The organism is Sphingopyxis sp., assembly GCF_016463645.1.
Classification (GTDB): Bacteria; Pseudomonadota; Alphaproteobacteria; order Sphingomonadales; family Sphingomonadaceae; genus Sphingopyxis.
The window spans coordinates 14,229-32,662 of the sequence record NZ_JAEMQX010000036.1; the positions used below are offsets into that span (position 1 = coordinate 14,229).

At 64.3% G+C, this 18,434-nt stretch carries 22 protein-coding genes; 11 read left to right on the forward strand and 11 right to left on the reverse strand.

Annotation, left to right across the window (positions count from 1 at the left end; translation table 11 throughout):
• Positions 1-5: 5 nt before the first annotated feature.
• Genes JHC57_RS09870 through JHC57_RS09895 form a run of 6 tightly spaced genes read right to left on the reverse strand, consistent with a single transcriptional unit; the run spans position 6 to position 6,009 of the window.
• Positions 6-977: a type II secretion system F family protein gene (locus tag JHC57_RS09870; RefSeq protein WP_294029829.1), complete on the reverse strand. Its 972-nt coding sequence runs from the start codon at positions 975-977 to the stop codon at positions 6-8.
• Positions 978-1,034: 57 nt separating this feature from the next.
• Entirely contained in the window at positions 1,035-2,306 is a 1,272-nt protein-coding gene (locus tag JHC57_RS09875; protein ID WP_294029830.1) for a pilus assembly protein CpaE, read from the reverse strand.
• Entirely contained in the window at positions 2,303-2,941 is a 639-nt protein-coding gene (locus tag JHC57_RS09880; RefSeq protein ID WP_294029831.1) for a CpaD family pilus assembly protein, read from the reverse strand. Before JHC57_RS09880 ends, JHC57_RS09875 begins: the two co-directional genes overlap by 4 nt.
• A 25-nt stretch (positions 2,942-2,966) precedes the next feature.
• Positions 2,967-4,433 (reverse strand): type II and III secretion system protein family protein, encoded by a 1,467-nt coding sequence (locus JHC57_RS09885; protein ID WP_294029832.1) that lies wholly within the window; start codon positions 4,431-4,433, stop codon positions 2,967-2,969.
• 1 nt (position 4,434) lies between these two features.
• Entirely contained in the window at positions 4,435-5,472 is a 1,038-nt protein-coding gene (cpaB, locus tag JHC57_RS09890; protein ID WP_294029833.1) for a Flp pilus assembly protein CpaB, read from the reverse strand.
• Between the two features lie 54 nt (positions 5,473-5,526).
• Entirely contained in the window at positions 5,527-6,009 is a 483-nt protein-coding gene (locus tag JHC57_RS09895; RefSeq protein WP_294029834.1) for a prepilin peptidase, read from the reverse strand.
• Between the two features lie 95 nt (positions 6,010-6,104).
• On the opposite strand from JHC57_RS09895, the gene JHC57_RS09900 reads away from it, so the two are divergent.
• Both JHC57_RS09900 and JHC57_RS09905 read left to right on the forward strand, forming a co-directional pair.
• Positions 6,105-7,235 carry an FAD-dependent oxidoreductase gene (locus JHC57_RS09900; protein WP_294029835.1) on the forward strand — a complete coding sequence of 377 codons (1,131 nt, stop codon included), beginning with the start codon at positions 6,105-6,107 and terminating at the stop codon, positions 7,233-7,235.
• Between the two features lie 85 nt (positions 7,236-7,320).
• On the forward strand, positions 7,321-7,497 hold the full coding sequence (locus tag JHC57_RS09905) for a DUF1508 domain-containing protein (protein WP_082657774.1): 177 nt from the start codon (positions 7,321-7,323) through the stop codon (positions 7,495-7,497).
• Positions 7,498-7,500: 3 nt separating this feature from the next.
• On the opposite strand, the gene rnhA is transcribed toward JHC57_RS09905, so the two are convergent.
• Genes rnhA through ispH form a run of 3 tightly spaced genes read right to left on the reverse strand, consistent with a single transcriptional unit; the run spans position 7,501 to position 9,913 of the window.
• Positions 7,501-7,974, reverse strand: coding sequence for a ribonuclease HI (rnhA, locus tag JHC57_RS09910; protein WP_294029836.1), 474 nt, complete (start codon positions 7,972-7,974; stop codon positions 7,501-7,503).
• Positions 7,971-8,933 (reverse strand): homoserine kinase, encoded by a 963-nt coding sequence (thrB, locus tag JHC57_RS09915; protein WP_294029837.1) that lies wholly within the window; start codon positions 8,931-8,933, stop codon positions 7,971-7,973. Before thrB ends, rnhA begins: the two co-directional genes overlap by 4 nt.
• Positions 8,933-9,913 carry a 4-hydroxy-3-methylbut-2-enyl diphosphate reductase gene (gene ispH, locus JHC57_RS09920; protein WP_294029838.1) on the reverse strand — a complete coding sequence of 327 codons (981 nt, stop codon included), beginning with the start codon at positions 9,911-9,913 and terminating at the stop codon, positions 8,933-8,935. The genes thrB and ispH overlap by 1 nt, the downstream gene beginning before the upstream one ends.
• Positions 9,914-10,087: 174 nt before the next feature.
• On the opposite strand from ispH, the gene JHC57_RS09925 reads away from it, so the two are divergent.
• From JHC57_RS09925 to tatC, 9 genes are all read left to right on the forward strand, one after another.
• Positions 10,088-10,759 carry a hypothetical protein gene (locus tag JHC57_RS09925; RefSeq protein ID WP_294029839.1) on the forward strand — a complete coding sequence of 224 codons (672 nt, stop codon included), beginning with the start codon at positions 10,088-10,090 and terminating at the stop codon, positions 10,757-10,759.
• A 134-nt stretch (positions 10,760-10,893) separates the two neighbouring features.
• Positions 10,894-12,621 (forward strand): arginine--tRNA ligase, encoded by a 1,728-nt coding sequence (gene argS / locus JHC57_RS09930; RefSeq protein WP_294029840.1) that lies wholly within the window; start codon positions 10,894-10,896, stop codon positions 12,619-12,621.
• On the forward strand, positions 12,621-13,382 hold the full coding sequence (locus tag JHC57_RS09935) for an SPOR domain-containing protein (RefSeq protein WP_294029841.1): 762 nt from the start codon (positions 12,621-12,623) through the stop codon (positions 13,380-13,382). Before argS ends, JHC57_RS09935 begins: the two co-directional genes overlap by 1 nt.
• Before the next feature lie 106 nt (positions 13,383-13,488).
• Positions 13,489-14,496 carry a beta-N-acetylhexosaminidase gene (gene nagZ / locus JHC57_RS09940; RefSeq protein ID WP_294029842.1) on the forward strand — a complete coding sequence of 336 codons (1,008 nt, stop codon included), beginning with the start codon at positions 13,489-13,491 and terminating at the stop codon, positions 14,494-14,496.
• 6 nt (positions 14,497-14,502) lie between these two features.
• On the forward strand, positions 14,503-15,276 hold the full coding sequence (locus JHC57_RS09945; RefSeq protein WP_294029843.1) for a ScpA family protein: 774 nt from the start codon (positions 14,503-14,505) through the stop codon (positions 15,274-15,276).
• The gene (gene scpB / locus JHC57_RS09950; protein WP_294029844.1) at positions 15,273-15,866 is read left to right on the forward strand and encodes an SMC-Scp complex subunit ScpB; all 594 of its coding nucleotides are present in this window, start codon (positions 15,273-15,275) and stop codon (positions 15,864-15,866) included. The genes JHC57_RS09945 and scpB overlap by 4 nt, the downstream gene beginning before the upstream one ends.
• A 25-nt stretch (positions 15,867-15,891) precedes the next feature.
• Positions 15,892-16,125, forward strand: a complete 234-nt coding sequence (locus tag JHC57_RS09955) for a twin-arginine translocase TatA/TatE family subunit (RefSeq protein ID WP_294029845.1) — start codon at positions 15,892-15,894, stop codon at positions 16,123-16,125.
• Between the two features lie 29 nt (positions 16,126-16,154).
• The gene (gene tatB / locus JHC57_RS09960; RefSeq protein ID WP_294029846.1) at positions 16,155-16,547 is read left to right on the forward strand and encodes a Sec-independent protein translocase protein TatB; all 393 of its coding nucleotides are present in this window, start codon (positions 16,155-16,157) and stop codon (positions 16,545-16,547) included.
• 41 nt (positions 16,548-16,588) lie between these two features.
• Positions 16,589-17,344 (forward strand): twin-arginine translocase subunit TatC, encoded by a 756-nt coding sequence (tatC, locus tag JHC57_RS09965; protein WP_294029849.1) that lies wholly within the window; start codon positions 16,589-16,591, stop codon positions 17,342-17,344.
• Positions 17,345-17,362: 18 nt separating this feature from the next.
• Here tatC and JHC57_RS09970 read toward each other — a convergent pair whose 3' ends face one another.
• A complete protein-coding gene (locus JHC57_RS09970) occupies positions 17,363-17,491 on the reverse strand; it encodes an entericidin A/B family lipoprotein (RefSeq protein ID WP_294029847.1) in 129 nt (42 codons plus the stop codon).
• A 221-nt stretch (positions 17,492-17,712) separates the two neighbouring features.
• Positions 17,713-18,434, reverse strand: a 722-nt coding sequence (locus JHC57_RS09975) for a magnesium transporter (RefSeq protein WP_294029848.1), incomplete at its 5' end; no start/stop codon positions are given.

Consider the following 18,434-nt stretch of genomic DNA (forward strand, 5'->3'; position numbering starts at 1 on the left):
CCCCATCAGATTTCGAAGCTGATCATTTTGGCCATGATGCCGGCCCCGATGCTCATCCAGATCAGGCCCCCGATCCCGGCGATGATGAGCCGCTGTTCGGTAAAAAAGCCTTCGAGGTAACTCGGGTTCACCGACCAGACGACGCCGAACACGAAGAAGGGAAGCGCGCCGACGATATAGGCAGAGGCTTTCGCTTCCGACGACATGGCGCGGATCTTGAGCTTCATCTGGGCGCGTTTGCGCAGAACGTCGGAGAGGTTGGCGAGCGTCTCGGCCAGATTGCCGCCCGTTTCGCGCTGGATCTGGATCGTGATGCAGAAAAACTGGAACTCGGGCGTGCCGAGCATCTCCGCCGATTCCTGCAACGCCGCTTCCATCGTGTTGCCGATACGGATGCGTTCGACAACGCCCTTGAACTCCTCGCCGACGGCGCCGGGAAGCTCCTGGCTCACGACCTGAAATGTTTCGGTGACCGGAAGACCCGACCGCAAGCCGCGGACAAGGAGATCGATCGCGTCGGGGAAACGGCTGTTGAACTGCGTGACCCGTTTTTTGATCGCCATGCCGACGACGAGATAGGGCAGGCCCAGGCTCAGCAGCAATCCAACCAGACCGGCCATCAGGAACGGCGCCCGCACGATCAGCATGCCGCCGGTCGCGATGACGAAAATGATCATCGACGCGAACATATACTGGGTCAGCGTCCAGCTCTTGCCGGTCCGGCGCAGACGCTTTTCGAGTTCTTCGCGGCGCGGCAGCAACTCGGTCAGGGACGAATTGCCCTGGCTGCCGCCCGCCTGGATGGTCTTGCGCATCTGCGCCGCCACGACCGCCTCGGTCGAAGCGGCATGCCGATCCTTGACCGACGCCAATCGCCGCGACTTCGCCTTGCCGGACGACGGTCCACCCAGCAGAATGACGAGGAGGGCGAAGGCCAGAAAGGCCCCGGCGATGATAAGGATGACTGGCAGATTCATGGTCAGCTGGTGTCCGCTTCTATCGCTTCAGGACGTGCCGGCGCGTCGGGCGCGCCGTCACGCTGCCTGTTTTGTGCCCTTCTTGGCCAGGCCGAGCTTGCCGAGCAGCGAGCCTCCCGATTTGCTCTTTCCGGAAGCAGCCTGGGCCTCCTCGGCTTCGACATCGGCACCATCGAGGATCAGGCGCATCAGGTTGCTCCACACGTGCGCCGCCTTGGTCCCCTTGCAGGTTTCGGCATAGGATTTGCCGAGCTTTGCCGCCTGGGCGACCAGCTTTGGGTCGAACGGGACAAGGATATCGATCGGGCGTTCGATCGACGATTCGAATTCCTTGCGCGACAGTTCGCCGATCCCATTCTGGAATTTGTTGGCGACCAGCACGACACGGGCGCCCGGGATATTCTGCTTGAACCAGGACAGCAGGCGTATCGTGTCGCGTGCCGCCGCCAGGGTCACGTCGCTGACGAGCAGGATCGTGCCGGCTTCCGACACGAGATGCGGGAAGGGGATCAGCACTTGTCGCGGGATATCGACGATCGTCATTTCGAAGGCGGTACGAAGCTCTTCTTCCAGCTGGAAGAAGGCCGATCCGTCGGTCATAACCGGTTGATGGATCGGCGCTTCGGCCGAAAGCAGGCTGAGCTTGTCCGACGCGCGAACCATGGCCCGCTCGATGAACAGTCCGTCGATACGGCTCGGATTGTCGATCGCGTCGATCAGACCGCGCCCCGGCTCGAGATCGAGCGTCAGCGCGCCCGTGCCGAAATGAACGTCGAGGTCGAGCAGGGCGGTCTGGCGTCCCGCCTGTTCGCTGATCGCCCAGGCGAGCGAGGTCGCCACCAACGAGGCGCCCACGCCGCCGCGCACGCCGACGACGGCCATCATGTGGTGCGGCTTGTCGTCATGCATGTCGGCATGCTTCGGCGCTGACAGCATGGCCTGCGCCATGGTGAGGGATTCGCGAACCTGTTCGAGCGACAGCGGCTTCAGAAGATAGTCCTGGATTCCGCTCGACAGGAGGTCGCGGTACAGACGAACGTCGTTCACCTGACCCGCGGCGATCACGACCGTACCGGGTTCGCAAACCTCGGCCAGCGCATTGATGTCGTTGATCGGATCGCCCGATTCCGACATGTCCACGAACAGGACGTTCGGGCTGGCAGAAACGGAAAGCGACTGCACGGCGTTGCGCAGACCGCCCTTGTTACATTTTTCGATCGACCAGCCCATGTCGTTGGCGGCGACGCGGATCAACTCCAGCGTATCGTCGTCGCAGACGAAGGCGTTGAACGGGTCACGCATTCCTGCGGATTTGAAAGGAGCGTTCACTGGCCGCCTCCGGTTGGTACTTTGGTGAGTTCGCCCGCGCCCGTCTGGGGTTTGGTGCGGTAGGTCTGGATCGCGCGGGTCGCGGCATTCGGGTCATGGCCCGTGTCGCGTGCGCCCTTGATCAGGTCGTTGGGGTCGGCGATCATGCTGGCGAGGTTGCTGTTCGTAGCGCAACCATAGTTCGACGAGGTCGCGTTGGCCGGATTGATCGACGATGTACTGGCCCAGTTGGGGCAACCCGGCACCGAAGCCGAGGCGCGCGTCACCACGACCCGCAGATATCCTTCGGGCACCGCGCCGGTGGTCACCGGAACGTCACGGCTGAGGAGCAGCCCGCGCCGCTCGACCATCGAACGGACCGTCGCCTGCGCGGAGCTGGCGCCATAGGGCGACGGATCCTCGACCGCGACGCGATCGCCGTAGCGGATACCCATGGCATCGAACCAGCCCTGCAGGCGGCCCTGTTCGCTGGGCGGCAGTTCGCCGTTCGAAGCGGCGACGTCGAACTGATAGATGTTGTTGCTGACGACGGGCTGGTGGATCGATTCCAGACTGCGGTTGCTGTACGCGGCGCCGCTGCATCCGGCGAGCGAGGTCGCCAGAACGAGGACCGTCCATGTTGCGATTTTCTTCATCACTTTGCTCCTGTGATCCAGCGCGTCACTTGATGCTGAAGCCGGGCGACGCGTCGCCGCCGCTGCGCGGGCGGTTGGCATCGCCGACGCTCGTATCGAGCCGCGGCTTCGGACGATCGCCGCCGGTCACGCCGTCGCTGGTCTGATTGAGCAGCAGGCGCTGCAGATCGTTCGGGTCGCGATAGGCGTCGGTCGGCAGCTTGATATCGTTCGCCGACACCGGCTGAACCAGATAGGGGGTCACGACGATCACCAGCTCGGTTTCGCCGCGACGGAAGCTGTCCGATTTGAACAGCGTTCCGAGCACGGGGACGTCACCGAGACCGGGAATCTTGTCGATCGCGCCGATCGAGCGATTGTTCAGCAATCCCGCGATCATGAAGCTTTCGCCCGAGCCAAGTTCGACCGTCGTTTCGGCGCGGCGGATCGTGAGCGCGGGAACCTGAAAGCCCTGCATCTCGATCGCGCCTTCGGTCGACAGCTCGGACACCTCGGGGCGCACGCGCAGGCTGATGCGGCCGTTCGACAGCACCGTCGGCGTATAGGCGAGGCTTACGCCATATTTGCGATATTCGATCGTCGTGCCGGCGAAGTTGCCGGGGATCGGAACCGGGAATTCGCCGCCCGCAAGAAAATCGGCCGTTTCGCCCGAGATGGCGGTGAGATTGGGCTGCGCGAGCGTTGCGACCATGCCCGATCGTTCGCCGATGTCGAGCGAGGCGATCAGATCGAGACCGAACAGGCGCCCCGCTCCGGCGAGGGTGTTGGTTCCGGCGACCGTGTCAAAGGTATAGGAGGTGCTGCCGTCGGGATTGGTAGTGATCGTGCCGGCTCTGCGACCGCGAAATATCCCGCTGAGGAAGCCGCCGGTCCGGTCTTGCGTCAGCACATTGCCGCTGATTTCCTTGACCAGCGAGCGATTGACCTCGGCGATACGAACCTGGAGATTGACCTGCAGAGGCGTCGCCGTGCGGAGGCGCGACAAAACCTTGGTCTGCTCACCGACGAAGGCCTGCACGAGCCGTTCGGCTTCGGCAGCATCGTCGGGCGACTGGACGGTGCCCGTCAGCAGGACGAAGCCGTTCATCGGGTTCGCCGATATGCTCGCATCGGGCATCGCGAGCGACAGCATCTGGTCGATCGTCTCGATATTGTTGCCGACACGGGCGACGGTCGAAAAGACGACCCGGCCCGAGGCATCGGTGGCATAGATGCTGGTTTCCCCGGGCTTCTTGCCGAAGATATAGAGCTGGCGACCCGAGCGGACCTGAACGTCGGCGACCTCTTCGTCGGCGACGAAGATGTCGGACATCGTGGCCGGCAGGCTGACGAGGCGACCGCGACCGACCGACAGCTCGATGCTGCTGTTCGCGTTCTGGATGGCCTGTGCCACCGCGGGCTGCGAAGGCGCGGCGATCAGCGTGGCTGCCACAAGGCCGATGGCCAGGGTGCGAGCCAGAGCCGCCGCCCTGAAATTGGCTTTGCTATTCATCTTACTTACCCCCAACCGGAACTTCGGTCATCTTGTCGCCGCGGGTCACGCGCACGACCGGACCGGTCGGCGCAGACGCTGCGCGTCCGGACGTCATGGAATCGCCGCTGTTTGCCGATTGCTGCGGCATAGCCCGGGGAGCGGTCACGCGGCCGCGAACGGGGATCCAGAAGCGCGACACATCGCCACCGGTCGTCACCGACGAGCGGCTGGCGACCGGACGTGCGGCGACTTCGGCCAGCATCTTCTTTTCGGCGGCAGACCCGCCTTTTGCCGGGACATTGATGTCACCCGACGCGATCGCGGCGTCGAGATCGCCAGCACTTTCGGCCAGCGGACGCAGGGCCAGCGACAGTTTGCCCAGATCCTGTGCGACGGCTATCTTTTCCGAGATTTCCGGCGTGGCTTCGAGCGTGACCGAACCGAAGGTGCGTACCGGCGTCTTGCCGGTTTCATCCTCGGCATCGTAACGCTGGTCGGTCGCCAGCACGCGGACGTTGCGGATGATGGTTTCGGCCGTAACGATCTGCTTGTCGGGAAAGGTGCTGCCCTCTTCGACCGAGATCGTCTGGGTCAGCACGACGTCGACGCGGTCGCCGGGAAAAACGAAACCGGCGACGCCCTGTTCCTGTGAAACCTTGACGGTAATGGCACGCATGCCCGGGCCCAGTGCCGCGGCGAGGAAGCCGCGGTCATCGGGATGAACCAGTGCGCCCTGCGTGACCGGCTGGCCTGCGGTGATGGGATAGCGCACGACGGTGCCGACCAACGTGTTCACATCGGTCTTGTCCTTCAGGAAATAGGCCTTTTCGACCAATTCCTTCGGCCACGGCTGGAACCGGAAGCTGTCGGGGCCGATGATCGTGCCGACGGGCAGCGGCCGCGTCGCGACGAGGATCGACGGGCCGGTGATGTCCGGCGCGGCGGCTGCGCGAGCTTGCGGGGTCGCCGCTCCACGCATCATCTGGTTGACCCCGAACGCTGCGCCGATGGCAATCACCAGCGCGCCGACGATCAGCATAATCTTTCGCGTATCCATGACGATTTGTCGCCCTCCTGCACCCACCAGAGACGGTCGTGCTTTTCCCTCAGGTCATCCGATAACCTGAAACTGGTTAAGATAGTGTTGGTGAAGCCCCCACAGGCCCGCTGCGGCGATGGCGACCCCATAAGGCACCTCGACGGGCTTGTCCGAAGGGCGCAATTTCATATAGATAAGCATCACCGCCGACAGGATGCCGCCGGCGATCGCCATGATCGTGAGCGTCGGCATGAACAGCGGGAGCGGGATCCAGAGCATCACGGCGCCAATCATCTTGACATCGCCGCCGCCCATCGCGCCGATCGCGAACAATCCCGCGAAGACGAGAAAGACGGCGAACGCCGCGCCGAACTGGATCGGCACGTCGGGCCAGAGCGACAGGCCGCCGGCGATCCAGAACGGGATCGCGAGCAGGGCTATCGCCGCGTTGAGCGCGTTGGAAATCGTGCGCGACCTGATGTCGCTGATCGCCGCGGCAATCATCAACAGGCCGAGAAGAGCCATCAGGCCGAGCGTGATCGGGGCGCTTTCCATCGGCTTTCCTCTACGCAACATGGCTTACCAAAGAGTAACCATGTCCCGGGCACGCCCGGCTTGCTTTCCCCGGCTCAATGGATATGCGGCGGGGCATGACCGACGCGCCGCCATCCGAAATCGACGTGCTCATCGTCGGCGCGGGGATCGCCGGCGCCAGCCTGGCCGCGGCACTCGCGCCGTGGCGCAGCGTCATGCTGGCCGAGGCGGAGGAATGGCCGGGCTATCATGCGACCGGCCGGTCGGCCGCCTTCTGGCACGAAAGCTATGGCGGGGCAGGGGTTCAGCCGCTGACCCTCGCCTCCCAAGCGACGCTGGACAATCCGCCACCCGGTCTTTCCGATCGCGGTTTCCTGTCACCTCGCACGGCGTTGACGATCGGCAGACGGTCCGAAACGGCGGCGGTCGACGCATTCACGGCCGAATTCGCCGCAAAGGGCGTCGACGTCGAGCGAATGTCGGGCAAGGCCGTCGCCTCCCGGATCCCCGGCCTTCGCCCCGAATGGAGCGAAGCGGCCTATGAGGCCGCGTGCCGCGACATCGACGTCGGCAGGCTGCACGCCGCCTATCTCCGCGCGGCAAGGCGCGCGGGCGCGATGCTCGTCGCGCGCGCACCGCTCCGCAATGCACGGCGCGTCGCGGGAGGTTGGGACGTGCGGCTTGGGACAGGCGGCGTCCATGCAACGCTCATCGTCAATGCGGCGGGGGCGTGGGCCGATCAGGTGGCAATTGCGTGCGGCATCGCGCCGGTGGGCATTCAGCCCTATCGCCGGACGATGGTCCAGTTGCGGCTCGGCGTGCCTGTTCCTGCCGACCTTCCGCTCGTCATCCATGTCGGCGGCGACTTCTATTTCAAGGGCGAGAGCGAGGGGCGGATATGGCTGAGCCCGCACGACGAAACGCCGACGGCGCCGCATGACGCGACGCCCGAGGAGATGGATGTCGCGCTCGCGATCGAGCGGCTGCAATCGGTCGTGGACTGGCCGGTCGCGGCGGTCGACCGGAAATGGGCCGGGCTGCGCAGCTTTGCGCCAGATCGCTTGCCCGTTTTCGGCCCCGACCGGCACGAGGCGGCCTTTGTCTGGTGCGCCGGGCAGGGCGGTTTCGGCATTCAGACTGCCCCCGCGATTGCCGGGTTGCTCGCGGCGCAGCTCGGTGCACCGCCGCCGGACAGCGCGATCGTCCGCGTCGATCCTGCCGCTTATTCACCGGCGCGCTTCGTCTGATCATGGCGCTTGCGCGACGAAATGGGCGGATTAACATATGTTTGACCGCGTCACCCCCGGCGCGGCCTGACTAGTGGAGGACCGCATGGCCCATTATTTCGAGATCAAGAAGAACAAGGCCGGCGAATTTGTCGCCTATTTCAAGTATAACAGTGAGGCGATCTTCTGGACCGAAGGCTACAGCAGCAAGGCCTCCGCCAAGAATGCCATCGAATCGATCCTGAAAAATGGTCCCGGAGCGGAAGTCCGCGAAACCGAATAATCGCTAGCGCGCGGACGCCTTGCGCGTCCGCGCGACCTCGATCGCCGCGTCGCTGGCAAGCTGATCGGCGAGTTCATTGTCGCCATGCCCCGCATGGCCCTTTACCCAGATCCATTCGACCTTGTGGCGCGCATTCTCCTTGACCAGGCGTTGCCAGAGGTCGGCATTGGCCACGGGCTTCTTCGCGGCGGTCTTCCAGCCATTCTTCTGCCAGCCGAAAATCCATTTGGTGATGCCGTCGCGCACATAGACGCTGTCGGTCGACAATTCGACGTTGCACGGGCGCTTGAGCGCGGCGAGCGCCTCGATCGCGGCCAGAAGCTCCATACGATTGTTCGTCGTATCCGGCTCTCCCCCGGAGAGCGTCTTCACGACGTCGCCCCAGCGGAGCACCGCGCCCCAGCCGCCCGGGCCGGGATTCCCCTTGCACGCGCCGTCCGTGGCGACGATCACGGTCCTGCCTGCTCCTTCGGTCATCCGACGGCAAACAGGCTGGCCGCGTCGGGCGCGCTGTAGCGCTGCAGGCGGGTGAGAAAGGGTGAGGGGTCCTTGCGCGTGACGAGCGCGCCGGCGGGCGTATGAATCCAGTCGTGCGCGCGCGTCAGCAGGAAGCGCAGCGAGGCGCCGCGCGCGAGCAACGGCAGCGCCGCGATCTCGGCATCCGACAGCGCGACTTCGCTGGCGTAGCCGCGCATCAGCGCTTGCGCGCGCGGTCGGTCGCACTGCTTGCCGTCGGCCGAAAAGGTCCATGACGCGTGCATGATGACCAGATCGTAAGCCCGAAAGTCGCTTGCCGCGAAATAGAAATCGATGAGGCCTGTGACGCGGTCGCCGAGCATCAGCACATTGTCGGGGAACAGGTCGGCGTGGATGACATGCGCCGGCAGATCCGTCGGCCAGCGCGCATCGAGATAGGCGAGCTCGTCGTCGACAATCGCCTGCAGACCCGGGAGGACGGTATCCAGATCCCCCGCCGCTTCGGCGACGCCGCGCCAATGACGGTGGCCCATGCTGTTTTCGCGCGCGCCCCGATAATCTTCGAGTGCCCGGTGCATCGAACCGAGCGCCGCGCCGGCGGCCTCGCACTGCGCGGGCGTGGGCTGCGTGAGCGAAATGCCTTGCAGGAACTGGATGACGCACGCCGCGCGGTCCGAAATCTGCTGGATCGCCATGCCGCTGCGGTCGCGGATCATCGCCGGCACCGGACAACCCCGGCTGGCGAGATGGTTCAGCAGATCGACGAAGAAAGGCAGATCCCCTTCGCTCACGCGCTTTTCGTAAAGCGTCAGGATGAAGCGGCCCCCGGTCGTTTCGAGCAGGAAATTGCTGTTCTCGACACCCTCGGCAATGCCCTTGCACGACACCACCGTCCCGATGTCGTATCGGGCAACAAGCGCGGCAAGATCGTCGGGTTCGACGTGCGTATAGACCGCCATCAGACCGCTTCGAGCCCGCGCGGCAGCTTGAAGATCATATTTTCCTCGGCGGTCACCACGACGTCCTCGACGATCGGGCGCACCGCCGCGACGGCATCGATGACCTCGCGAACCAGCGTTTCGGGCGCGCTGGCGCCAGCGGTGATTCCCAGTGTTGCGATGTCGTACAGCCAGGCGGGATCGATATCGGCTCCGCGCTGAACCAGATGCGCGGGCGTGCCGAGCCGCTCGGCCACTTCGACGAGGCGCAGGCTGTTCGAGCTGTTCGGCGCCCCGATCACGATCATGCGGTCGCATTCGCGGGCAATCGCCTTCACCGCGTCCTGGCGGTTCGACGTGGCATAGCAGATATCCTCGCCTCGCGGGCCGCTGATTGAGGGAAAGCGGTGCTGCAGTGCCGCGATGATGTCGCGCGTATCGTCGACCGACAATGTGGTCTGCGTCAGAAAAGAGAGCAACTCGGGATCGGGTGGGGCGAGCGCCGTGACATCGTCGACCGATTCCACCAGCGTCATCGCGCCATCGGGCAATTGTCCGAGTGTGCCGATGACCTCGGGGTGCCCCGCGTGGCCGACAAAGATGATGTGCCGTCCGCCCTCATGCGCCCGTTCGGCCTGCCGGTGCACCTTTGACACCAGCGGGCAGGTAGCGTCGATATAGTCGAGTCCGCGCATCTCGGCTTTCGCGGGTACGGCCTTGGGCACGCCGTGCGCGCTGAACACGACCGGCACGCCATCGGGAACGTGATCCAGCGATTCGACGAAAACCGCACCTTTCGCTTTCAGCGAATCCACCACGTAACGATTATGCACGATCTCGTGGCGGACATAGACCGGAGGGCCATATTTCTGCAGCGCGAGTTCGACGATACGGATCGCGCGATCGACACCGGCGCAAAAGCCGCGCGGCGCCGCAATCAAAACCTTCAGTTCTGCCGCTTCGCTGGCTTGCACGCGCATCATCGGATCGGGAGCATTCATGATGCGCGCGCTCTAGCGCAGCAAGCCGTATCGGGTAAAGCCGCTTCGTCCCCGTTCGCTTTGTCGTTCTCTTTGTTGCACCGCGTTCATCGCACCGATAAGAAGCGGCGCGCATGAAGCGGGATCATCTGTCCCGCCACCGGTTTGTGCGCCAGTTTGGAAAGTTCGATTGTCATGATGCCCATTTCGTTCCCGTCGCGTAAGTTCCTGACCGTGCTGTGTGGCACGGCAGCCATGGCGACGGCGGCGGGCTGCGCGAAAGACAATGAAATCGACCTCGCCGGCGGCGTCGGCATCACCGCGACGCGCAGCACCTGCCCGGCGGTGGCAGTGCCGCTGCATACCGGTGACGTGACGTTGTTCGATCCCGCGACGAGCCGCGATGCGCGTGCGGTCGACGTCGTCGCCGCGATCACCAATGTGACGCCCCAGTGCAACGACACGGGCGAGAAGGTCTATCAGCTCGCAAACTTCGACGTCGTTGCGACCCGCCGCGATGCCGGACCGACGCGCACGGTGACCTTGCCCTATTATGCCACCGTGCTTCAGGGCGGTACCGCCGTGGTCGCGAAGCGGCTGGGCAACGTCTCGGTGACCTTTGCCGAAGGACAGGTTCGCGGCACCGGACGCGGACAGGCATCGGCCTATGTCGATCGCGCCGCCGCGACGCTGCCCGCCGATATTCAGGAGCGTATTACCCGCAAGCGAAAGGCGGGCGATCAGGACGCTGCGATCGACCCGCTGAGCGTTCCCGAAGTGCGCGCGGCCGTCCAGCGCGCGAGCTTTGAACTGCTCGTCGGCTTCCAGCTGACGCAGGAACAGCTCGAATATAACGTCCGACGATAGGTAGTGCGGCGGCGCGGCGGCGCCGTTCGCATCCTGACGCCCTGCGCGCCAACCGGTGACGCAGGGCTTTTCGCGTGCGCCAAGCTGCGATAGGGCGCGCGCAAGAGTTTTTCAGACCCAGATAGGCCCGACCCGTGACCCTGTTCAGCCGTTTTTCCGACCATATCGGTGCCGCGCTCGATGCGCTTGCCGTCCGCGGTGCCATTCCGGGCGACCTCGATCGCTCGGCGATCAGCGTCGAGCCGCCGCGCGACCCCGCGCATGGCGACGTTGCGACCAATGCAGCGATGGTGCTCGCCAAGCCTGCGGGAATGAATCCGCGCGCCTTTGCCGATCTGCTGGTCGCCGAACTCGGCAAACTCGACGAGGTGACAGAGGCAAGCGTCGCCGGTCCCGGCTTCATCAACCTGCGCCTTGCCGGCGACAGCTGGCGCGACGAGCTGGCGCTGATCTTCAGCGAAGGCCCCGATTATGGTCGCTCGACGATGGGGCAGGGGCGGCGTGTCAACGTCGAATATGTCTCGGCGAATCCCACGGGCCCGATGCACGTCGGCCATTGTCGTGGCGCCGTGGTCGGCGATGCGCTCGCCGCGCTGCTCGAATATGCGGGGCATGAGGTGATCCGCGAATATTATGTCAACGACGCCGGGGCGCAGGTCGACGTGCTCGCGCGCTCGGTGCATATGCGCTACCGTGAGGCGCTGGGTGAGGATATCGGCTCAATTCCGGAAGGGCTGTATCCCGGCGACTATCTGATGCCCGTGGGCGACAAGCTCGCGGTCGAATATGGCGATCGCTTCGTCGGCGCGCCCGAAAGCGCGTGGCTCGGCCTGTTCCGCGCCGAGGCGGTCAGCGCGATGATGGACATGATCCGTGCCGACCTCGCGAAACTCGGCATCCATCACGATCTTTTCTCGTCGGAGGCCGAATTGCAGGCCGAGGGCAAGCCCGCGGCCGCCGAGAAATGGCTACGCGATCATGATCTCGTTTATGATGGCCAGCTCGAAGCGCCGAAGGGCGAGACCCCCGAGGATTGGGAACCGGTCGAACTGCCACTGTTCCGCTCGACACGGTTCGGCGACGATCAGGATCGCCCGATCAGGAAATCGGATGGCAGCTGGACCTATTTCGGCGCAGACCTCGCCTATCATTTCCAGAAAAGTCAGACCGCCGACGAACTGATCGACATCTGGGGCGCCGATCATGCCGGCACGGTCAAGCGGATCAAGGCCGCGGTTTCGGCGCTGACCGATGGCAAGACGCGGTTCGACGTCAAGCTGGTGCAGATGGTCCGGCTGCTGAAGAATGGCGAGCCCTTCAAGATGTCGAAGCGCGCGGGGAATTTCGTCACACTGGCCGATGTTGTCGACGAGGTCGGCAAGGACGCGGTGCGCTTCACCATGCTGACGCGCAAGGCGGACGCGCAAATGGACTTCGACTTCGCCAAGGTGGTCGAGGCATCCCGCGACAATCCCGTCTGGTATCTGCAATATGCCAACGCCCGCATTTCGCGGCTTCGCAAGAAGGCCGCCGATGCCGGGATCGACCTGCCGACGCCCGCGCCCGCGCGGCTGGCCGACCATGAGCTGGGGCTGATCAAGCTGCTCGCGCAATTCCCGCGGATCGTCGAATCGGCGGCATCGGCCCGCGAGCCGCACCGGATCGCCTTCTATCTGGCGGATGTCGCGGCGGCGTTCCACGCCTGGTACAATCTCGGCAACGACGATCCGTCGGCGCGTATCGTGCTCGACAATGACCCCGAACTGACCGCGACGCGGCTTTATTTGGCCGACGGAATCGGGCAGGTTATCCGCAACGGGCTGTCCCTGATGGGAGTAGAGGCGCTCGAGGAGATGAATTGATGGCCGAGGGGAAGGACGAGGGACAAGCCGAGACGGGGCTCGGTCTCGAGGATGAGGACCGGCTACCCTGGCTCGAAGCCGCCGACGGGTTCGAGGAGGATGGCGAGGTTTCGCCCGTGCGCCTGCTCGTCATGGTTCTCGGTGGTCTCTTGTTGATCGGCGCCGTGCTCGGCGGCCTGTGGTGGATCCAGAATGGCGGAGCGCGCGGCAAGGGCGAGCTGATCGCCGCGCAGCAGGGCGACTATAAGGTCGCCCCCAAGACCGATGGTGCGAAGACCTTCGAGGGCGAGGGCGATGCGAGCTTCTCGGCAAGTGAAGGCGCCGAGCCCGCAGGCAAGGTCGACCCGACCCGCATGCCCGAAGAGCCTGCCGTGACACCGGAAGAGCGCGAGGCCGCGGTGAAAAAGGCCGCTGCCGACAAGGCGGCCGCAGCGAAAGCGGCTGCCGCGAAGGCTCAGCCCGCGGATAAGGTGAAGGCGGCGCCCCCGAAGGCACCGGACGCCGAGGCCAAACCTGCGGCGGCTGGCGGCGTGATGATCCAGCTCGGCGCGTTCAGCAGCGACGCTGCAGCGGCCAAGGCCTGGACCAATCTCTCGAAGCGTTTTGCCTATCTCGCCGAACTCAACAAAAGCGTTTCGCCGGCGAAGGTCGGCGACGGCACCGTCTATCGTCTTCGCGTTTCAGCGGGAACGGCGGCCAACGCCGCGAATTTGTGCGGAAAATTGCGCGTCGCGGGTGAAAATTGCGTCGTCGTCCGCTGATTCGGCCCGCTTGGCCGCAGACTCTGTTGGTGCAAAACCGTCGTCATGGCATGATCCGCTCTGGTTGCCGTGTGAGGGGGCGGCGATCGATGGAGTTTGACGCACGATGATACCGGCAATTTTCGGCCTCTCGGGCCTGACCCTCACTGACGATGAGCGCGCTTTCTTCCGCGACTGCGATCCGGCGGGCTATATATTGTTCGGGCGCAATATCGAGAATCGCGAACAACTGCGGCGCCTGACCGATGAGCTTCGGGGCCTTGATGGCCGCGCTGATTTGCCGATCCTGATCGATCAGGAAGGCGGACGCGTCGCGCGCATGAAATCACCCGAATGGCCGCTGTTTCCGAGCGGTGCGGCGTTCGACGCACTGTACGACCGCGCGCCCGCCAGCGCGATCGAGGCCGCGCGCCTCAACGCGATGGCGCTTGCAGCGATGCTCGCGGAAGTCGGCATCACTGTCGATTGTCTGCCTTTGCTCGACGTTCGCCAGCCGGGCGCAAGCGATGTGATCGGCGACCGCGCGCTCGGTAGCGAGCCGATGCGCGTAGCCGCGCTGGGGCGCGCGATCCTCGGCGGGCTGCAGGACGGCGGCGTGGTCGGGATCGTCAAGCACATCCCGGGACATGGGCGGGCGCTGCTCGATACGCATGAGGCGCTACCGACGGTCACCGCCCTCGACCGCGATCTGCAGACCGACCTCGCGCCCTTCGCGGCGCTGCGCGACGCGGCGATGGCAATGACGTGCCACGTCATCTTCGAAGCTTGGGACCCCGACCGCCCCGCGACCTTGTCGCCCGTCGTGATCGACAGCGTCATTCGCCAGCGCATCGGCTTTCACGGGCTGCTGATGACCGACGATCTCGACATGAAGGCGCTATCGGGCGACGTGCCGTCGCGCGCCGCCGATGCGATCGCGGCCGGGTGCGACATCGCGCTAAATTGCTGGGCGAAAATGGACGATATGGTCGGGATCGCGAATGCGCTCGATCCGATCAGCACCGTGTCGCGTGCACGGCTGGAAGGTGCAATGGACCGGATTTCGGGCGGGAGCGACGGACGCGAGTTCGCGACGCTCGTCGATCAGCGCGACGCGCTGCTGGCGATGGCCTGATCGTCGATGGAAGAGCTGCCGCTCGATTTCGAGATCGTACCGGCGGCGCCCGAGCGCGAGGATGCCTTGCAGCTTTCGCTCGACAGCTGGGAAGGTCCGCTCGATCTGCTGCTAGCGCTGGCTCGCGGCCAGAAGGTCGACCTCAAGCAGATTTCGATTCTGGCGCTCGTCGAACAATATCTGACCTTCATCGCCGAGGCTCGCGAGCTGAAGCTGGAGGTCGCGGCCGATTATCTCGTGATGGCAGCGTGGCTCGCCTATCTGAAATCGGCACTTCTCCTGCCGAAGGATCCCCTCGAGGATCCGTCGCCCGACGAACTCGCGTTGCGTCTGCAATTGCGGTTGCAGCGGCTTGCCGCGATGCGCGATGCGGCAGCACGTCTGCTGGCGCGCGACCGGATCGGCCGCGACGTCTTCATCCGCCCGCGACCGGAAGGCTTGCGGGATGTCAGGGTCCGGCGCTGGGATGCCAGTCTATACGATCTTCTCTCCGCTTATGGACAGGTCAAGCTGCGGTCCGAACCCGTCGTGCACATGGTCTCGCGGCGCCCGGTCATCACGCTCGATGCGGCATTACACCATCTTCAGCGGATGCTGGGCGTGAAGATCGACTGGGCGGAACTGTCCGATTTCCTGCCGGGGGATTATGACGGCCCGCTTCGCCGCTCGGCCATCGCGTCGAGTTTCGTCGCGGCGCTCGAACTGGCGCGGCAGGGCCGGGTCGACCTGAAACAGGATGGCGCCTTCGAACCGCTTTATCTGAAAGCCGCACAAGCATGATCGACGATCTGGAACGCGCAATTGAGGCGATGCTCTTTGCCAGCGACGAAGCGCTCGACGCGCGGCAGATCGCCGGGCGTCTCGGCGACGAAATGACGCCGGGGCAGGTGAAAGCGATCATCGAAACGATCGCCGCGCGCCACGCAGGAAGTGGCATCGAACTCGTCGAGCGCGGCGGGCGCTGGCATTTCCAGACCCCCGCGGATCTCGCGCATCTCCTCCGCCGCGAGCGCGACGATCCGCGCAAGCTTTCGCGGGCGGCGGCCGAGGTGCTGGCGATCATCGCCTATCACGAGCCCGTCAGCCGCGCCGAGATCGAGGCCATTCGCGGCGTCCAGACCTCGAAGGGCACGCTCGACGTGCTGATGGAGGCAGAATGGATCGCGCCGGCAGGGCGGCGCGAGGTTCCGGGACGACCGCTGATTTACAAGACGACCGACGCGTTCCTGCAACATTTCGGCCTCACGAGCCGCAAGGACCTGCCAGGAATCGAGGATTTGCGCGCGGCGGGCCTGCTCGACCCGGTCGATCTCGCTTTTGAGGAAGCGATGGGCGAACTGGACCTAGTAAAAGACGGTGAAGAGGCCTAGATGAGCCCTTCAAGGAGAATTTGAGATGGGTAGCTTCAGCATCTGGCACTGGCTCGTGGTAGGGATTCTCGTCCTGCTTTTGTTCGGCAAGGGCCGCTTTTCCGACATGATGGGCGATGTTGCCAAGGGCATCAAAAGCTTCAAGAAGGGCATGGCCGACGACGATGCGCCAACCCCGGCGCCCAAGCAGATCGAAGGCCAGCGCGCGCCTGACGCCACGCCCATGTCGACGCCGACGGCCGAGCACGACAAGCTCTGATCGCCAGTCGCCGGCGGGGAATTCAAGCGATGTTCGATGTTGCGCCCACCGAGCTGCTGCTCGTCGTGGTGGTGGCCTTGGTGGTTATCGGCCCCAAGGACCTCCCCAAGGCGATGCGTTTCGTCGGCAAATGGATGGGGAAGGCGCGCGGGATGGCCCGCCATTTCCGTGCCGGACTGGACACGATGATGCGCGAAGCCGAACTCGAGGAACTCGAGAAGCAGTGGCGTGAGCAGAATGAGGCGATCATGCGCGAGTTTCCGCGCATCGACGATGTAAACGCAACGCCTGCGACGAATACGGCGTCGACCGAGCCCGCGACATCAGGCGCCGTCACGGAAGCCGAAGTCGACGAGGCAGCCGCAGCCAACCCGCCACCCGAAACGCACGCGATTCCGCCGAAGGATGGCACGCTGCCGTGACCGGGGAGACGGAAACCGAAGAGGATGGCGCGGGGGGCAAGATGCCGCTGCTCGACCACTTGGTCGAACTGCGTTCGCGCTTGCTGAAGTCGCTGATCGCAATCGGCATCGCCTTTGGCGTGTGCCTTTATTATGCAAAACCGATTTTCGGAATTCTAGTCCAGCCGCTCGTGCGCGCGGGGCAGGGCAAGCTGATCTATACCCAGCTTTTCGAGGCGTTTTTCGTCGAGATCAAGGTCGCGTTGTTCGCGGCAACGATGATCGCCTTTCCCGTGATCGCGAACCAGCTGTGGAAGTTCGTCGCGCCGGGCCTCTTCAAGCAGGAAAAGCGCGCACTTCTCCCGTTCCTGATCGCGACGCCCGTGCTGTTCGCGATCGGCGCGAGCTTCGCCTATTTTATCACCATCCCGATCGCCCTCAAATTCCTGCTCGGCTATCAGGGAAACGTGGGCGGAATTACCCAGGAAGCCTTGCCCTCGGTCGGCAATTATTTAAGCTTCACGATGCAGTTCATCATGGCGTTCGGCATCGCCTTCCTGCTGCCGATCCTTCTGATGCTGATCGAACGATCGGGACTGGTGACCCGCGAGCAACTGGTTTCTGCACGCCGGTATATGATCGTAGCGGCCTTCGCGATCGCGGCGGTTTTCACGCCGCCGGATATCCTCAGCCAGCTGCTGCTCGCCGTGCCTTTGGTGTTCCTGTACGAAATGTCGCTGTTCGCGATCTGGTTCACGCAGCGCCGACGCAAAACAGGCGCCGAAACGGCGCCTGTCGAGCCTCTCGAAGAGGCTTAGGGCAAGTTAACTTCAAGATCAGTGGATGGCGTCGCTGCCTGCCTGACCGACGGACTCGATGTCGCGGCCAGCGCCCTTCACCGTGTTGCAGCCAGTGACCAGAACGCTGGCGAGCAGGGCGAGGAGGATTGCACGGAAACTCGTCATTTTTCTAACCTCTCAGGATTTGATGCAAAATGGCCCGGCACGCTTCGAGGGGGGGGAGGGAATGCGGGCCGGGCCAATGTTGCTGAGCAGCGCTGCGGGGGGGCGATGACCGCTGCTCGAATGGAAAACGACCAATGCGCCCGATAGGTTCCCGAAAAAAATCGCATGGGTGAAATTTTTTTCGGAAATTTCTGAATCGCTTGGATTTCAGCGGCTTGCCCTTAGAGCGTCGTCAGCCCACTGAGTACCGCGAGGCCGAGGAAGGCCAGAAAACCCATGGAATCGGTCGTCATCGTGACGAAAATCGAACTTGCGACCGCCGGATCCTGGTCGAGCCTGTCGAGAAGCAGCGGGATCGCAACGCCTGCCACGCCCGCGACGAAAATATTCACGATCATCGCCGCGGCAATCACCCCGCCGAGCTGCGGATTGCCGAACCACAGGGCTGTCGCCGTTCCCGCGATCAGCGCGATCGTGCCGCCGTTGAGCAGCGCGATCTTCATTTCGCGCCAGATCGCGCGCCAGCTGTTCGAATCGGTGAGCTGATTCATCGCGAGCGCACGGACGGTGACGGCCAGCGTCTGCGTTCCCGCATTGCCGCCAACGCCCGCGACGATCGGCATCAGCGCAGCAAGCGCGACCATATGCTCGATCGCACCGCCGAATATCCCGACGATCGTCGAGGCGACGAGCGCCGTCCCGAGATTGGCGATCAGCCAGCGGACGCGCGCGCTGTAGGTTTCACGGATCGGTTCGTTGATGTCGCCGTCACCGGCGCCCGACAGGCGCAGGATATCCTCGCCGGCCTCTTCCTGGATGATGTGGACGACGTCGTCGACCGTAATCATGCCGACGAGACGGCCATCCCTGTCAACGACGGCCGCCGAAATCAGCGCATATTTCTGGAAGCGCAGCGCGACTTCTTCCTGGTCCATGTCGACCG